This window comes from Arthrobacter sp. Leaf69 (assembly GCF_001422645.1).
Classification (GTDB): domain Bacteria; phylum Actinomycetota; class Actinomycetes; order Actinomycetales; family Micrococcaceae; genus Arthrobacter.
Window position 1 is genome coordinate 163985 of the sequence record NZ_LMLR01000011.1, and the last position, 15720, is coordinate 179704.

Genomic DNA, 15720 nt, shown 5'->3' on the forward strand with positions numbered 1-15720 from the left:
TGGGCGGGTTTGGAGTCAGCGCGGCGGACCGGGCTGTTTGTCGTCTATAAAATCTACCAGCGCGCGGCGCTGGTGAATTCCCAGGCCCCGGACCCGGCGTGATGCGGCAATCCCCAGCTGGTCCATGATCGCCGCGGCACGCACCCGACCGATTCCAGGCAGCGCCTCCAGCAGTTCGACAATCCTCATACGGGCGATCGCGTCGTCGCTCTCCCCTGCCTTGAGCAATTCCGCGATGCTCAGCTTCCCGGATTTCAAGCGGTCCTTGGCGTCGGCCCGGGTGGTTCTGGCGGCGGCGGCCTTGTTCAAGGCGTCGGCACGCTCCTGCGGAGTGAGGGGTCGCAAACTCATTGAATGCCTCCCTGCATTGTCAGACGGACCGCACAAACGGCCCGGCCGGACGGGGCCTGACATCGCCCCGGCCGGTACCGCGGACTTGTCCTGAACCTACCGTCTGGATACCGAAGAAATCAATGGACGAATGGCCCGGCTCCAGCTTGTCCAAAGGTCTGGCCATACGGAGCACTCCCGGCGTCGGCCCGGCCCCCAGCCCCAACGCCGCCATTGGCCACAATTGGCCGCTAAGACGGAGATCTTAGCGGCCACTTGCGTCCAATGGGTGGCTGCGGCACGCGACGATCGAGCCCGGACAGATGCCCTTAGGCCGAGCGCAGCTCCTCGAGGGTCCGCTGCGCGGCGTCGCTCAGGCCCTGGATCCGCGGGCCGGCGCCGAGAATGTCCCGGCTGGAGGTCCCGAGCACCTGGCCGTACGCGCTGCCGAAGGTGTGGCGCAGGTCCGCCGCCGTTGCGCCCTGCGCGCCGAGGCCAGGGGCCAGGATCGGGCCGCGCACGGCTGCGAGGTCCAGGTCCAGGTCGGTGAGCGCGGAGCCGACGGTTGCGCCAACAACGAGGCCGGTTGAGCCCAGCGCCCCCGCATACCTTTCGTTCTCCGCAGCTGCCGCCCGGACGATCCGGCGGGCCACGGAATCCGCGCCGCCAACGTGCTGGACGGAGGCTCCCTCCGGATTGGACGTCAGCGCCAGGACGAAGACGCCGCGCCCGGTCTGCGCCGCGAGGTCCAGGGCCGGCCGGAGCGATTCGAAGCCCAGGTACGGGCTCAGCGTGACCGAGTCGGCCGCCAGGGCGGAACCGTCCCGCAGCCAGGCGTCGGCGTAAGCGGCCATGGTGGAGCCGATGTCGCCGCGCTTGGCGTCGGCAATGGTCAGGACCGAGGCTTCCGCAGCCGCGGCGAGGACTCGTTCCAGCACGGCCATACCTGCCGAGCCGTGCCGTTCATACAGCGCCACCTGGGGTTTGACCGCGGCAGCGAGCGACGCCACCGCCTCCAGCGCGGTGAGTGAGAAGCGTTCCAGGCCGGCGACGTCGTCGTTCAGCCCCCAGCTGTGAAGCAGCGCCGGGTGCGGGTCGATTCCGACGCACAACGGACCGCGGTCCGCCATGGCCCGGCCCAGCCGGGAGCCGAAAGACTCCCGGCCGGCCGTGTCCGCGGTTACGGCCTCAGGCATTCTGCGTAACCGCGTTCGTGCCTGTGTTCTGCTGGGCCGCGGTCTGCTGGCCTGCGTTCTGCTGCGCTTGCGAGGCAAACAGTGCCGCAGCGTGCTCCTGAAGGCTCGTGACCGACCATTCGTAGGTGCGCAGCGCCTCGATGGCCTGGACGGCGGCGTTGAACTCGGCCACCGTTGTGATGCACGGAATGCCGATGGAGGTCGCGGCGGCGCGCAGTTCGTAGCCGTCGCTGCGGGCTTCGCCGCCCGAGGGCGTGTTGAAGACCATGTCGATCTCACCGGCGACGACGAGATCGGCGATGGTGCCCTCCCCTTCGGCGCTGGAACCTTCCGCGACCTTCCGGACCGGAGTGGCCTGGATGCCGTTGCGGCGCAGCACATCGGCGGTCCCGCCCGTGGAGACGATCTCGAAGCCCAGGTCCGAGAGCCGCTTGACGCCCATGATGACCGAGCGCTTGTCCCGGTTGGCCACGGAGACAAAGATCTTGCCTTCGGTGGGCAGCGCGTTATTGGCGGCGGCCTGGCTCTTGGCGAACGCGGTGTCGAAGTGCTTGTCGATGCCCATGACCTCGCCCGTGGAGCGCATTTCCGGTCCGAGCAGGGAATCGACCACCTTGCCTTCCGGGGTGCGGAAGCGGCTGAACGGCAGCACGGCTTCCTTGACCGAGACCGGGGCATCCAGCGGCAGGGTGGAGCCGTCGCCGGTTTCCGGGAGCATCTTGTACGCCGTGCGGAGCTGGTTGATGGTGACGCCGGTGCCGATCAGGGCGGCAGCCTTCGCCATCTGCACACCGGTCGCCTTGGAGACGAACGGCACGGTGCGGGAGGCCCGCGGGTTGGCTTCCAGGACGTAGAGGACGTCGGAGGCCAGGGCGAACTGGATGTTGATGAGGCCGCGGACACCGACGCCCTCGGCGATCGCCAGCGTGGCGGTACGGACGCGCTCCAGCACGTTGTTGCCCAGGGTGATGGGCGGCAGCACACATGCGGAGTCGCCGGAGTGAATGCCGGCCTCTTCGATGTGCTCCATGATGCCGCCGAGGTACATTTCGGTGCCGTCGTAGAGGGCGTCAACGTCGATTTCGACGGCGTCCTCGAGGAAGCGGTCGATCAGCACCGGGTGGTCCGGGGTGATCTCCGTGGCGTTGGCGATGTAGCGGGAAAGGTTGGGCTCGTCATAGACGATCTCCATGCCGCGGCCGCCGAGCACGTAGGACGGCCGGACCAGGACCGGGTAGCCGATTTCGTCGGCGATCTTCTTGGCGTCGTCGAAGGACACGGCGGTGCCGTTCTTCGGCGAGATGAGCCCGGCCTTGTCGAGGACCCGCGAGAAGGCACCGCGGTGCTCGGCGAGGTCGATCGCTTCCGGGGAGGTGCCGAGGATCGGCACGCCGGCGTCGGCGAGCTGCTGGGCCAGCTTGAGCGGGGTCTGGCCGCCGAGCTGGACGAAGACGCCCATCACGCCGCCGGTGCGCTCCTCGGCCGCGATGACCTCGAGCACGTCCTCCAGCGTGAGCGGTTCGAAGTACAGCCGGGTGGAGACGTCGTAGTCGGTGGAGACGGTCTCGGGGTTGCAGTTGACCATCACGGTCTCGTAGCCGGCCTTGCGCAGCGCCATCGAGGCGTGCACGCAGGAGTAGTCGAACTCGATGCCCTGGCCGATCCGGTTGGGGCCGGAACCGAGGATGATGATGGACGGTTTGGCGTGCAGCGCCACCTCGTCCTCCTCGTCGTAGGACGAGTAGTGGTACGGCGTGTATGCGGCGAATTCGGCGGCGCACGTGTCCACGGTCTTGTACACCGGGCGGATGCCGAGGGCCTGCCGGACGCCGCGGACGACGTCCTCGGAGTTGTGCGTCAGGGCGCCGATCTGCTCGTCGGAGAAGCCGTGGCGCTTGGCGCGGGTCAACATCTCCGGGGTCAGGGCGGAGGCCTTGCGGATTTCGACCGAGATTTCATTCAGCAGCTGGAGCTGGTCCAGGTACCAGGGGTCGATCTTGGTCGCTTCGAAGAGCTGCTCCACGGTGGCGCCGCCCAGCAGGGCCCGCTGGACCTGGTGCAGGCGGTCCGTGGTGGGCCGCTTGGACTTCTCGATCAACTCCGCGACTTCCCATTCCGGGACGTGGCTGAAGTCGAGCTGGGAGCCCTTCTGCTCGAGGGACCGCAGGGCCTTCTGCAGCGCCTCGGTGAAGTTGCGGCCCATGGCCATGGCCTCGCCCACCGACTTCATGGTAGTGGTGAGCGTGGGGTCCGCCGCCGGGAACTTCTCGAAGGCGAAGCGCGGGACTTTCACCACGACGTAGTCCAGGGTGGGCTCGAAGGACGCCGGGGTCTTCTGGGTGATGTCGTTCGGGATCTCATCCAGGGTGTAGCCGAGGGAAAGCTTCGTGGCGATCTTGGCGATCGCGAAGCCCGTGGCCTTGGACGCCAGCGCGGAGGAGCGGGAAACGCGCGGGTTCATTTCGATCACGACGACGCGTCCCGTGTCGGGTTCGACGGCGAACTGGATGTTGCAGCCGCCGGTGTCGACGCCGACTTCGCGGATGACGGCGATGGAGATGTCGCGCAGGCGCTGGTATTCGCGGTCCGTCAGGGTCAGGGCCGGGGCGACGGTGATCGAGTCGCCGGTGTGCACGCCCACCGGGTCGAAGTTCTCGATGGAGCAGACCACCACGACGTTGTCGTTTTTGTCGCGCATCATCTCGAGCTCGTATTCCTTCCAGCCGAGGATGCTCTCTTCGAGCAGCACTTCGCTGGTGGGGCTGTACTGCAGTCCCTGGCCGACGATCCGGCGGAGGTCGTTCTCGTCGTAGGCGAGGCCGGAGCCGAGGCCGCCCATGGTGAAGGAGGGCCGGACCACCATCGGGTAGCCGAGGTCCTCGGCGGCGGCGAGGGCCTCATCGATGGTGTGGATGATGTGGCTGCGGGCCGATTCCGCGCCGCAGCGCTCCACAACGCCCTTGAACTTTTCGCGGTCCTCGCCGAGCTCGATCGCGGCGATGTTGGCGCCGATCAGTTCGACGTTGTACTTCTCCAGCACGCCGTTCTTGTCCAGCGCAATCGCGGTGTTCAGCGCGGTCTGGCCGCCGAGGGTGGGCAGGACCGCGTCCGGGCGTTCCTTGGCGATGATCTTCTCGACCACCTCGGGGGTGATCGGCTCGATGTAGGTGGCGTCCGCGAACTCCGGGTCGGTCATGATGGTGGCCGGGTTGGAGTTGACGAGGATGACGCGGAGGCCCTCCTCCTTGAGGACGCGCAGTGCCTGGGTGCCGGAGTAGTCGAATTCGGCGGCCTGGCCGATCACGATCGGACCGGACCCGATGACCAGGACGCTCTTAAGGTCAGTTCTCTTGGGCATTACTTCTTGTCCTCAGTCTTGGATTCGGTGGCAGTCTTTGTCTTTGAAGAAGCAGTGTCCGCCATCAGCTCGATGAAGCGGTCGAAGAGGTAGGCGGCGTCGTGCGGCCCGGAGGCGGCCTCGGGGTGGTACTGGACCGAGAAGGCCGGGATGTCGAGGCAGGACAAGCCCTCGACGACGTCGTCGTTGAGGCTCACATGGCTGACCTCGACGCGGCCGAAGCGCTCCTCGGGAGCCTGCGTGGCGCCGTCGAGCGGGGCGTCGACGGCGAAGCCGTGGTTCTGGGAGGTGATCTCCACCTTGCCGGTGCGGCGGTCCATCACCGGCTGGTTGATGCCCCGGTGGCCGTAGCGCAGCTTGTAGGTGCCGAAGCCCAGGGCGCGGCCCAGGATCTGGTTGCCGAAGCAGATCCCGAAGTACGGGATTTTCTCGTCCAGGACGGAGCGGAGCAGCTTGACCTGGTTGTCGGCGGTGGCGGGGTCGCCCGGGCCGTTGGACATAAAGAAGCCATCGGGATTGACCGCCTGCACATCGGCCAGCGTGGCGGTGGCCGGCAGGACGTGCACGCGGACGCCGCGCTCGGCGAACCGGATGGGGGTCATCCGCTTGATGCCCAAGTCGATGGCGGCGATGCTGAAGCGCGGCTCGCCGTCCCAGCCCCAGTCCTTGGGTTCCACGGTGTAGGCCTCGTCCACACTGACTTCCTCGGCCAGGCGTGAGCCTTCCATCGGGGCACTCGCCAGGACGGTGTCCACGAGTTCCTTGTCCGTGGCGCGGACCGCGTCGCCGGAGAAGATGCCGGCGCGCATAGTCTTGTGTTCGCGCAGGTGCCGGGTGATGGCGCGGGTGTCCACGCCCTGGATGCCGACGATTCCCTGTTCCAGCAGCTCGTCGTCCAGGGGACGTTCGGAGCGCCAGTTCGAGGGCCGTCGGGCGGCGTCGCGGACAATGTAGCCGGCCACCCAGATCCGCCGGGACTCGGCGTCGTCCTTGTTGACTCCGGTGTTGCCGATGTGCGGGGCGGTCTGGACCACCAGCTGCCGGGCGTAGGAGGGGTCCGTGATGGTTTCCTGGTAGCCGGTCATGCCGGTCGCGAACACGGCTTCGCCGAGGGCGGTTCCGGTGGCGCCATAGCTGGTCCCGCGGAAGATCCGGCCGTCCTCGAGGACGAGGGCCGCCGGGGTGGAGGCTGCTGCGGAAGATGTCATTTGGTTGGGGTCCGTCACGTTGTTACTTTCCACTATCGGCATTGGCCTGAGGGGCCGCGGGGATCAAATCTTGCAGGGCGTTGAGGAGGGTGGTTTTGTCGTCGGCGTGGCGGGTGCGGAAGCCGGAATCCAGTTCACGGCTGCCGAGCATCCAGCTGACCACCAGCAGTCCGTCTTTTTCGACGAATTTGCCGGCCATGCCGCTTTCCTGCCGCACGCCGGTGAGGCTGGCGGCCGGGATAAAGACCGGGCCGGCGCCGGCGCGGTCGAAAAGCACGCCCTCGGGGTGCACGCTGAGCTCGGCGTTGGTCCGGATGCCCAGGTTGTGGACGGCGATGCGGTCCAGCCAGTCACCGGCAGTGGTGGAGGCGACGTACTGCCCGTCGGCGACTGCCACGGCGGTGCCCAGTTCCGCGGGGATCGCGGGCAGGGGGTCGACGTCGGACTGGCGGCGCAGCCGGTTCCGCCAGCCGAACCAGATCAGGGCCAGTGCGACGCCGATCAGGACCAGCGTGAAGATCAAAGAGAGTTCCTTGACCATCAGTTGCGGCCCGCCGCTGCGGTGCCGGTGTTCCTGGCGGGATCCGGTGCCTCGGGGAGCCAGCGGTACGGGGTGTTGAGTTTGCCGTAGAGGACGGTGGGGTGGCCCTTGAAGAACGTGGCCACCACCTTGCCGGGCAGTTCCCGGCCGGCGAACGGAGAGTTACGTCCCATGGTTGCCATCTTAGAAGGGTCCACGGTCCAGCGCGCAGCCGGGTCCACGAGTGTGACGTTGGCGGGTTCGCCGGCGTCGAGCGGGCGGCCCTGGTCCTCCAGCCGGCCAATCGCGGCCGGGGCGGTGGAGGTGACCCGGGCAAAGTCGGCCCAGCCCATCAGCCCGGTTTCGATCATGGTGTGCTGCACCACGGACAGTGCGGTTTCCAGGCCGGTCATGCCCATGGCGGCCTGGGCCCACTCGCATTCCTTGTGCTCGCTGGGGTGCGGGGCGTGGTCGGTGCCGACGACGTCGATGGTGCCGTCAGCCAGCGCGGCGCGCAGGGCCTGGACGTCGGCGTCGGTGCGTAGCGGCGGGTTGACCTTGTAGACGGGGTCGTAGCTGCGGGCGAGTTCGTCGGTGAGCCAGAGGTGGTGCGGCGTGACCTCGGCCGTGACGTTGACGCCGCGGGATTTGGCCCAGCGGATGATCTCCACGGATCCTGCGGTGGAGACGTGGCAGACGTGCAGCCGCGAGCCGACGTGCTGGGCGAGCAGCACATCGCGGGCGATAATGCTTTCCTCGGCGACGGCGGGCCAGCCGGTGAGGCCGAGGACGGCAGAGACTTCGCCTTCGTTCATCTGCGCGCCGGCGGTGAGCCGGGGTTCCTGCGCGTGCTGGGCCACCACGCCGTCGAACGCCTTGACGTATTCCAGCGCGCGGCGCATGAGCACGGGGTCGTGGACGCAGATGCCGTCGTCGGAGAACACCCGCACGTGGGCGCGGGAGTCCGCCATGGCACCGAGTTCGGCCAGCTGCTCCCCCGCCAGGCCGACGGTGACGGCGCCCACCGGGCGGACGTCCACCCAGCCGGCGGTTCGGCCCAGGGTGAGGACCTGTTCGACGACGCCGGCGGTGTCCGCGACCGGGGTGCTGTTGGCCATCGCGTGCACGGCCGTGTAGCCGCCCAGGGCCGCGGCGCGGGTGCCGGTCTCGACCGTTTCGGCGTCTTCGCGGCCGGGTTCACGCAGGTGGGTGTGGATGTCCACCATGCCGGGCAGGGCGACGAGCCCGGCGGCCTCAATGACTGTTGCGCCGTCGGCGGACAGGTTCTGCCCGCGTTCAGCGATGATCCCGTCGCGGATCAAAAGGTCCTCGGGGGCCCCGCCGAGGATGGCGGCGCCGCGGATCAGGTAGGCGCCGGTGCCTGCGTCCTGTTGCTGTGATGCCATTAGTGGCTCTCCTTGGGGGCATGGGCGGAGGTGTTCTCTGCGGTGTGGAATCGGGTGTTGTCGGCGTGGCCCGCCGGTTCGCGGGTATCGCCGGAGAGCAGCAGGTAGAGGGCCGCCATCCGGATGGACACACCGTTGCGGACCTGTGCCAGCACCGTGGAGCGCGGCGAATCGGCCGCGGCGGAAGAAATCTCCAGGCCGCGGTTCATCGGCCCGGGGTGCATGATGATCGTGTCCTTCAGGCCCAGGCCGTCCAGGGCACGGAGCCTGTTGTCATCGAAGCCCCAGCGGCGGGAGTATTCGCGCGTGGTCGGGAAGAAGGAGGCATTCATCCGTTCGCCCTGGACGCGCAGCATCATCATCGCGTCGACGCCCTTGGCGAGGGTCTCGTCGAGGTCGTAGCTGACAGTACACGGCCACTTTTCGACGCCGATCGGCAGCAGTGTCGGCGGGGCGACCAGGGTGACTTCGGCACCGAGGGTCCGCAGCAGCCAGACGTTGGAGCGGGCCACCCGGGAGTGCAGCACGTCCCCGGCGATCGCGACCCGCATCCCCGTGAGGTCCGCGCCCGCGGACGGGGTGCCTGCCAGCCTGGACCAGTGCCGGCGCATCGTGAAGGCATCCAGCAGCGCCTGGGTGGGGTGTTCGTGGGTGCCGTCGCCGGCGTTGATGACGGCGGCGTCGATCCAGTCCGTGGCGGCGAGCCGGTGCGGGGCGCCGGAGGCCCAGTGCCGGATGACAACGGCGTCGGCCCCCATCGCGGAGAGCGTCTGGGCCGTGTCTTTCAGGGATTCGCCCTTGGAGACCGAGGAGCCCTTCGCCGCGAAGTTGATGACGTCGGCGGAGAGCCGTTTAGCGGCGGCCTCGAAGGAGATCCGGGTGCGTGTGGAGTCCTCGAAGAACAGGTTGACCACCGTGCGGCCGCGCAGCGTGGGTAGTTTCTTGACCTCACGCTCTCCCACGGCCGCCATTTCCTCGGCGGTGTCGAGGATGCGGACGGCGTTGGACAGGCTCAGGTCTTCCGTGGACAGCAAGTGCCTCATGCGGTGGCCTCAATGACCACTTCATTGACGGGCACGCCGTCCACCGCGTCGGTTTCAGCGAGCCGGACCCGGACTTTCTCGGCGGAGGATGTGGGGAGGTTCTTGCCGACGTGGTCGGCGCGGATGGGCAGTTCCCGGTGGCCGCGGTCGATCAGCACCGCGAGGCGGACGATGCGCGGCCGGCCCAGGTCGATGATGGCGTCCAAGGCGGCCCGGATGGTCCGGCCCGAATACAGGACGTCGTCGATCAGCACCACGACTTTGTTGTCGATGCCGGTGCGCGGCAGCTGGGTGGGGTACGGCGGGCGCATGGCCTGGTGCGAGAGATCGTCGCGGAACATGGTCACATCCAGCTGGCCGACGATCGCGGCGGGGTCCACGGTGGGATCGGCGGCGGCAATTTTGGCGGCGAGCCGGACGGCGAGGGGGTAGCCCCTGCGCGGGATGCCCAGCAGGACCAGGTCCTGGGAGCCTTTGTTGGACTCGAGGATCTCATGGGCGATACGAGTGAGTGCACGGTCGATGTCCGCCTGGCTGAGTACCACTCGGGTGAGTACAACCTTGGCTGGAACCGGTGCTTCTGGAACAGAAGTCAACGCTCGTCTCCCCTTTCCCCGCCTCACGGGACGGAATTAAAAAAGGATTGTTTGCCCTCTCAAATTACCACAGCGGGGAGAGCGTCCCGGCGGCGCCGGCATGCGTTTAAGCTCACACGGACATAGGCTCGAGTCCATGACGACGAACGAGCCGCGGCCGGGACAGGATCACCTCGGCTACTCCCCCGGCCAGCGGCCGCTGCCGCAGCAGGCCAACCCTTCGTGGCTGGGGCATGTCCACCCGGAGTACTACCGGCAGGCGCCGCCCAACGACACGGGCCGGTTCCCGCCGGTCCTTCCGCCGGGCCCTCCTGCGGTCCGCCGCGGCCGCAGTTCCGCGGGGGCATCGGGGCTGGTGCTGGCCGGCGGATTCCTTGCGTTCCTCAGCCTCTTCCTGGTCCTCCCCTTCCTCCTGGGCAGCACCGGAATCCCCGGATTCGTCATCGGTTTCATCGCCTCGCTCATCCCCTTGGGGACTGTGCTGCTGACGGTGCGCTTCATTGACCGCTGGGAACCCGAGCCGCGGCCGCTGCTGCTGTTCGCGTTCGTCTGGGGAGCCGTGGTCTCAATTGCTGTGACCATGCTCCTGCAGCCCTACTTCTCGCTCGTGGCGGGGCCTGCTTCGGGGCTGGACTATACAACGTTCGCCGTCACGGTCCAGGCGCCGGTGGTGGAGGAATTCGCCAAGTCGCTGGGGCTGCTGTTGCTCCTGCTCTTCGCCCGGAAACACTTCGACGGGCCGGTGGACGGGGTGGTGTTCGCGTTCACCATCGCGGCCGGCTTCGCGTTCACCGAGAACATCCTCTACTTCGGCCGAGCGATCGCCGAGTCCAGCGACCCCGGCACGGAGCTGGTGGTGGTGTTCTTCCTCCGCGGTGTGATGTCACCGTTCGCGCACGCCATCTTCACGGGCACCACCGGGCTGATCATGGGCCTCGCCGCGCGCCACTGGCACAACGGGCTGTCCGTGCTGGCGTTCTTCGTCGGCCTGATCCCCGCGATGCTGCTGCACAGCGCATGGAACAGCATGGGTACGGACTTCCTGGCCCAGTACATCCTGGTGCAGGTGCCGATCTTCCTGCTGGCGGTCCTGGTGATCGTGCTGCTGCGGGTCGCGGAGCGCCGGCTCACCCGCCAGCGGCTCAAAGAGTATGCGGCGGCGGGCTGGTTCACCGCCGCCGAGGTGGACATGCTGGCCACCAGCGCCGGCCGCCGCTCGGCCCTGCGCTGGGCCGACTCCATTGGCCGGGGTCCGCAGATGAAGGCCTTCCTCCACGCCGCCACCCAGCTCGCGTTCACCCGGCAGCGGATCCTCAGCGGCCGGGACGTGCTGGTGCACCAGCTCGATGAGCGGGACCAGCTTGCCGGGATCGCCGCCCTCCGGTCCGCCGTCGTCGGCTGACAGGAAACGAAAGAACCCCGCCCAGGATGACCCGGGCGGGGTTTTTCGGAATGTGGCAGGTCAGGCGAGCAGCGAAGGCTTCAGCTGCTGCAGGCGGCCCAGCAGGCCGTTAATGAACTGCGGCGACTCGTCCGTTGAGAGGGTCTTGGCAAGCGCCACGGCCTCGCTGACGGCAACACCGTCGGGGACGTCGTCGTTGTAGAGCAGTTCCCAGGTGCCGATCCGCAGGATGATGCGGTCCACGGACGGCATCCGCTCCAGCGTCCAGCCCTGCGAGTAGGTTTCGAGGAACTCGTCGATCGCCACCTGGTGGGAGACGACGCCCTCCACGATTTCGAGGGTGTACGGGTTGACGATCTGGTCCGTCTGCTCGCGGCGGGACTTCAGTACATCGAACGCCGAGACGGAACGCTGTTCCGCCTCGAAGAGAACATCCAGGGCCCGGTTACGGGCCTTACCGCGTGCACTCACTAGTCGTTGACCCGGCCGAGGTAGCTGCCGTCGCGGGTGTCGACCTTGACCTTGGTGTTGTTCTCGACGAACAGCGGCACCTGGATCTCGTAGCCGGTTTCAAGCGTGGCGGGCTTGGTGCCGGCCGAGGAGCGGTCGCCCTGCAGGCCCGGCTCCGTGTAGGTGATTTCGAGCACAACGCTCGGGGGGAGCTCGATGTAGAGGGGGTTGCCCTCGTGGATGGCGATGTTGACCATCTGGTTTTCGAGCATGAAGTTGGTGGCGTCGCCGACGGTTGCACCCGGAACGGTGAGCTGGTCGAAGTCGGTGGTGTCCATGAACACGAAGTCCGCGCCGTCCTGGTACAGGTACTGGTAGTCGCGGCGGTCAACCGTTGCGGTCTCGATCTTGAGTCCGGCGTTGAAGGTCTTGTCGACCACCTTGCCGGACATCACGTTGCGCATCTTGGTGCGCACGAACGCGCCTCCCTTGCCGGGCTTGACGTGCTGGAACTCGATGATGTTCCAGAGCTGGCCCTCAAGCTTAAGGACGGTTCCGTTCTTGATGTCGTTAGTGGTTGCCACTGTATCCTCTTGGTTTCGTTTCTAGCTGCCTAGGTCTGCCAGCCGGTTATGCCAGGCAAGCAGGCCGAATGGCTGCCAGCGCGTATTTATCAAAAATCCAAAAACCATTCTACCGGGTTTGCGCCCCGGCTGCCGGACGCACCGGTCCGGAGCCACCAACGCCCCTCAGGCGGCCCGGCTTCAGGAGGCGAGATCCAGCACGTCCCGGGCGCGCTGCAGCGCCACGGTGGAGGCGTAGATCAGTGCCGCGTCGGCGGAGCCGGCAACCCTGAGGTCGAGTGCCTTGGCGAAGGACTCGACGGCGGCGGCGATGTTTCCGCTGGCGAAGTAGGCCCGGCCGAGGTGCTGGCGGACGGCGGCCTCGTCCGGTGTGCCGTGGGTCTCCGCCAGCAGTTGGCGGAACAGTTCAACCGCCCGGTCCAGGCGGTTGGAAACCCGCAGGACGTCTGCTTCGAATATGCGCAGGCGCAGCGAGGAGGGATCGTTGTACCGGGCCTCTGCGAGCAGTTCGGCGGCCTCGGCGGGGTGTCCTTCGACGAGGCGGACGAGGATAAGGTCGCCGGGGTCGGTCGAGTCTGCCAGCGCCGCGGCGCAGGTCTCCTCGTTGACGATCTGGGGTACCAGGCTGTCCGGGTTGATCTTGATCCCCGGGAAGCCTGCATCCGGCCAGTCGCTGGTGCCGCCTGGGACAAAGGCCATCAGGAGGCGATCTCCTGGTACGCGGCGAACAGCAGCGAGGTGTCCGGGACGTCGAGGATGCCGGGGCGGCCCACGCCGTCGAGCACAACGAAGCGCAGCAGGTCCCCTCGCGATTTCTTGTCCCGGCGCATGCCGTCGAGGAGGGCCTGCCAGCGGTCGCGCCGGTAGGTGATGGGAAGCCCGAGGCTTTCCAGGATGGTCCGGTGCCGGTCGGCGTCGGCGTCGCTGAGGCGGCCGACGCTGCGTGCCAGTTCTGCGGCGAACATCATGCCGACGGCGACGGCGGCGCCGTGGCGCCAGGAGTAGCGCTCGGCGAGTTCGATCGCGTGGCCCAGGGTGTGGCCGTAGTTGAGGATCTCCCGCTGGCCGGTTTCCTTGAGGTCCTCGGACACCACCCTGGCCTTGACTGTGATGGCGCGTTCGATGAGTTCGCGGACAGCGTCCGAGCGGGGATCGGAGACGGCGGCCGGATCCTTTTCGATCAGTTCGAGGATGGCCGGATCGGCGATAAAGCCGCACTTGATGACCTCCGCCATGCCGGAGATCATTTCGTTTTTGGGCAGGGTGTCCAGGGTGTCGAGGTCCACGAGGACACCGGCCGGCGGGTGGAAGGCCCCGACGAGGTTCTTGCCCTCGGCGGTGTTGATGCCGGTCTTGCCGCCGACTGCGGCATCCACCATCCCGAGCAGACTCGTGGGCATGTGGATGACCTTGACGCCGCGCAGCCAGGTGGCGGCGACGAAGCCGGCGAGGTCGGTCACGGCGCCGCCGCCGACGGCGACTACAGCGTCCGAACGGGTGAAATCATTCTGGCCCAGCACCTGCCAGCAGAAGGAGGCCACCTCGATGTGCTTGCCTTCTTCGGCGTCGGGGATCTCGGCGGTAAGCGCCGTGTAGCCTGCAGCGGCCAGCTCCTCCCTGACGGTGTCGCCGGTGAGGCGCAGTGCCCGGGGGTGAATGACCAGGACACGCTTGACCCGCTCCCCCAGCAGCCCGGGGAGGCTGGCCAGCAGGCCGCGGCCCACAACGACGTCGTAATTCTCACCGGGCGTCTGCCCGGTGACTTTGATGACGGTTGATTCGGTGATCACTTTTTAACTTCCTTTGTCCCCGCTGGTTCGGGTACGGCCGGGGTTGTCCCCGCGGTGTACCCGCGCAGCGCATCTACAAGCCGGTGGGCGAGATCCGGTACTGATCCGGTCCGCACGTCCAGCACGAGGTCGGCGAGCCGTTCGTAGACCGGCCGCCGGGTGGCGAACAGTGTCTTCCATCGTTCCATGGCGTCTCCGGCCAGCAACGGCCGGCCCGAATTCCTGGCGATGCGTTCCGCCACCGTGTCCGCATCACATTCCAGATAGACCACCGTGCAGCGCTGGAGCAGTTGCTGGGTGCCGGAGTCCAGAACAGCGCCGCCGCCCAGCGAGATTACCGTATTTGAGCCCTGCGCGTCTTCAACAGCCCGCGCGACGGCCCGGGCCTCAAGCTCGCGGAAGGCGTGCTCGCCCCGGCTGGCGAAGATCTCCGCGATGGAGCCGTGGTTCGAAACAACCACCACGTCGGTGTCCACGAAAGGGCTCCCCAGCTGGTGAGCCAGCTGCTGCCCGATGGCCGATTTGCCCACCGCCATCGGCCCGATCAGCGCAATCGGCCGGGTCAGCGCAATGGGCCGGGCAGTGTCCTTGGCCGGCACTGCCGGAGTGTCGGCCGGCACTACTGGCCGATCGAGTCCAGGGACGCCGGAATGTTGTCCAGATAACCCTTGATGTTGCGGGCGGTTTCCTGCACGGAATCGCCGCCGAACTTTTCCGTCACGGCCTCGGCCAGGACCAGCGCCACCATGGCCTCGGCGACCACTCCGGCGGCGGGGACCGCGCAGACATCGGAGCGCTGGTGGTGGGCCTTGGCGGCTTCTCCTGTACTGACATCAACGGTCTTGAGTGCGCGGGGCACGGTGGCGATCGGTTTCATTGCGGCGCGGACGCGGAGCACGTCGCCGATACTCATGCCGCCTTCGATGCCGCCGGCGCGGTTGGACGTTCGGATAATCCTGCCGTCGGCGTCCTTGACGATCTCGTCATGGGCGGCGGAGCCGCGGCGGGACGCGGTGAGGAAGCCGTCGCCCACTTCGACGCCCTTGATGGCCTGGATACCCATCAGCGCGGCCGCCAGCCGTGAATCGAGGCGGCGGTCCCAGTGCACGTAGCTGCCGAGTCCCGGCGGAAGCCCGTAGGCGAGGACCTCGACCACACCGCCCAGGGTTTCGCCTTCCTTGTGCGCGACGTCCACCTCGGCGACCATGGCGTCGGAGGTTTCCCGGTCGAAGCAGCGCAGCGGATCGGCGTCGAGGGCCAGGACGTTGGACGGGACCGGCAGCGGGCGGCCTTCCGGGACCGCGGTGCTGGCGATCGAGACGGTGTGGGAGACGAGCTCGATGCCGAGCTGCTTGAGGAAGGCGGAGGCGACCGTGCCGAGGGCCACGCGTGTGGCTGTTTCGCGGGCGCTGGCACGCTCCAGCACGGGGCGGGCCTCGTCAAAGCCGTACTTTTGCATACCGGTGAAGTCCGCGTGGCCGGGCCGGGGGCGGGTCAGGGGGGCGTTGCGGGCCTGGTCGGCGAGGATTTCCGGGTCCACGGGATCGGCAGACATGATCTGCTCCCACTTGGGCCATTCGGTGTTGCCGACCTGGATGGCGACGGGGCCGCCCTGGGTGATGCCGTGGCGGACGCCGCCGAGGATCGTAACCACGTCCTGCTCGAACTTCATCCGCGCGCCGCGGCCGTAGCCGAGCCGGCGGCGGGCCAGCGAATCGGCAATCTGGGCGCTGGTGAGCTCAACACCGGCGGGCACGCCTTCAATAATTCCGACCAGGGCCGGGCCATGGGATTCTCCGGCAGTCAACCAACGCAACATAAAATCCATCCTGCCATG

The 15720-nt window shown here is 67.6% G+C and carries 15 protein-coding genes; 1 reads left to right on the forward strand and 14 read right to left on the reverse strand.

All coding sequences use genetic code 11. From position 1 onward, the window contains the following. Positions 1-15: 15 nt before the first annotated feature. The 8 genes from mihF to pyrR form a co-directional block, all read right to left on the reverse strand. The gene (mihF, locus tag ASE96_RS10210) at positions 16-351 is read right to left on the reverse strand and encodes an integration host factor, actinobacterial type (protein ID WP_056429575.1); all 336 of its coding nucleotides are present in this window, start codon (positions 349-351) and stop codon (positions 16-18) included. A gap of 308 nt (positions 352-659) precedes the next feature. Next, on the reverse strand, positions 660-1526 hold the full coding sequence (gene pyrF / locus ASE96_RS10215; protein WP_056429577.1) for an orotidine-5'-phosphate decarboxylase: 867 nt from the start codon (positions 1524-1526) through the stop codon (positions 660-662). Continuing rightward, positions 1519-4884, reverse strand: coding sequence for a carbamoyl-phosphate synthase large subunit (carB, locus tag ASE96_RS10220; protein WP_056429579.1), 3366 nt, complete (start codon positions 4882-4884; stop codon positions 1519-1521). Before carB ends, pyrF begins: the two co-directional genes overlap by 8 nt. Further along, complete coding sequence (gene carA, locus ASE96_RS10225; RefSeq protein WP_056429580.1) at positions 4884-6134, reverse strand: glutamine-hydrolyzing carbamoyl-phosphate synthase small subunit; 1251 nt, start codon at positions 6132-6134, stop codon at positions 4884-4886. The genes carB and carA overlap by 1 nt, the downstream gene beginning before the upstream one ends. After that, complete coding sequence (locus ASE96_RS10230) at positions 6115-6633, reverse strand: PH-like domain-containing protein (protein ID WP_056429583.1); 519 nt, start codon at positions 6631-6633, stop codon at positions 6115-6117. The genes carA and ASE96_RS10230 overlap by 20 nt, the downstream gene beginning before the upstream one ends. After that, complete coding sequence (locus ASE96_RS10235) at positions 6633-8018, reverse strand: dihydroorotase (RefSeq protein ID WP_056429585.1); 1386 nt, start codon at positions 8016-8018, stop codon at positions 6633-6635. The genes ASE96_RS10230 and ASE96_RS10235 overlap by 1 nt, the downstream gene beginning before the upstream one ends. After that, positions 8018-9061: an aspartate carbamoyltransferase catalytic subunit gene (locus ASE96_RS10240; protein ID WP_235500199.1), complete on the reverse strand. Its 1044-nt coding sequence runs from the start codon at positions 9059-9061 to the stop codon at positions 8018-8020. Before ASE96_RS10240 ends, ASE96_RS10235 begins: the two co-directional genes overlap by 1 nt. Further along, the gene (gene pyrR / locus ASE96_RS10245; RefSeq protein WP_056429587.1) at positions 9058-9657 is read right to left on the reverse strand and encodes a bifunctional pyr operon transcriptional regulator/uracil phosphoribosyltransferase PyrR; all 600 of its coding nucleotides are present in this window, start codon (positions 9655-9657) and stop codon (positions 9058-9060) included. Before pyrR ends, ASE96_RS10240 begins: the two co-directional genes overlap by 4 nt. A 136-nt stretch (positions 9658-9793) precedes the next feature. On the opposite strand from pyrR, the gene ASE96_RS10250 reads away from it, so the two are divergent. Next, positions 9794-11059 carry a PrsW family intramembrane metalloprotease gene (locus ASE96_RS10250; protein ID WP_156367558.1) on the forward strand — a complete coding sequence of 422 codons (1266 nt, stop codon included), beginning with the start codon at positions 9794-9796 and terminating at the stop codon, positions 11057-11059. Between the two features lie 60 nt (positions 11060-11119). Here ASE96_RS10250 and nusB read toward each other — a convergent pair whose 3' ends face one another. The 6 genes from nusB to aroC form a co-directional block, all read right to left on the reverse strand. Next, positions 11120-11530, reverse strand: coding sequence for a transcription antitermination factor NusB (gene nusB, locus ASE96_RS10255; protein ID WP_056429591.1), 411 nt, complete (start codon positions 11528-11530; stop codon positions 11120-11122). After that, positions 11530-12093 (reverse strand): elongation factor P, encoded by a 564-nt coding sequence (efp, locus tag ASE96_RS10260; protein WP_056429593.1) that lies wholly within the window; start codon positions 12091-12093, stop codon positions 11530-11532. Before efp ends, nusB begins: the two co-directional genes overlap by 1 nt. A 180-nt stretch (positions 12094-12273) precedes the next feature. After that, positions 12274-12792: a tetratricopeptide repeat protein gene (locus tag ASE96_RS10265; protein ID WP_056429595.1), complete on the reverse strand. Its 519-nt coding sequence runs from the start codon at positions 12790-12792 to the stop codon at positions 12274-12276. Continuing rightward, the gene (gene aroB / locus ASE96_RS10270) at positions 12792-13883 is read right to left on the reverse strand and encodes a 3-dehydroquinate synthase (protein ID WP_056429597.1); all 1092 of its coding nucleotides are present in this window, start codon (positions 13881-13883) and stop codon (positions 12792-12794) included. Before aroB ends, ASE96_RS10265 begins: the two co-directional genes overlap by 1 nt. Then, entirely contained in the window at positions 13880-14482 is a 603-nt protein-coding gene (locus ASE96_RS10275) for a shikimate kinase (RefSeq protein WP_268753754.1), read from the reverse strand. Before ASE96_RS10275 ends, aroB begins: the two co-directional genes overlap by 4 nt. 20 nt (positions 14483-14502) lie before the next feature. After that, entirely contained in the window at positions 14503-15702 is a 1200-nt protein-coding gene (gene aroC / locus ASE96_RS10280; RefSeq protein WP_056429599.1) for a chorismate synthase, read from the reverse strand. Positions 15703-15720 lie beyond the last annotated feature (18 nt).

Excerpts from the sequence above, each read along its gene's own strand:
- ASE96_RS10235 (WP_056429585.1), bottom strand. The coding sequence starts at position 8,018 with ATGGCATCACAGCAACAGGACGCAGGCACCGGCGCCTACCTGATCCGC.
- aroC (WP_056429599.1), bottom strand. The coding sequence starts at position 15,702 with ATGTTGCGTTGGTTGACTGCCGGAGAATCCCATGGCCCGGCCCTGGTC.
- ASE96_RS10250 (WP_156367558.1), top strand. The coding sequence starts at position 9,794 with ATGACGACGAACGAGCCGCGGCCGGGACAGGATCACCTCGGCTACTCC.
- carB (WP_056429579.1), bottom strand. The coding sequence starts at position 4,884 with ATGCCCAAGAGAACTGACCTTAAGAGCGTCCTGGTCATCGGGTCCGGT.
- ASE96_RS10265 (WP_056429595.1), bottom strand. The coding sequence starts at position 12,792 with ATGGCCTTTGTCCCAGGCGGCACCAGCGACTGGCCGGATGCAGGCTTC.
- ASE96_RS10240 (WP_235500199.1), bottom strand. The coding sequence starts at position 9,061 with ATGAGGCACTTGCTGTCCACGGAAGACCTGAGCCTGTCCAACGCCGTC.
- ASE96_RS10230 (WP_056429583.1), bottom strand. The coding sequence starts at position 6,633 with ATGGTCAAGGAACTCTCTTTGATCTTCACGCTGGTCCTGATCGGCGTC.
- carA (WP_056429580.1), bottom strand. The coding sequence starts at position 6,134 with ATGCCGATAGTGGAAAGTAACAACGTGACGGACCCCAACCAAATGACA.
- mihF (WP_056429575.1), bottom strand. The coding sequence starts at position 351 with ATGAGTTTGCGACCCCTCACTCCGCAGGAGCGTGCCGACGCCTTGAAC.
- pyrF (WP_056429577.1), bottom strand. The coding sequence starts at position 1,526 with ATGCCTGAGGCCGTAACCGCGGACACGGCCGGCCGGGAGTCTTTCGGC.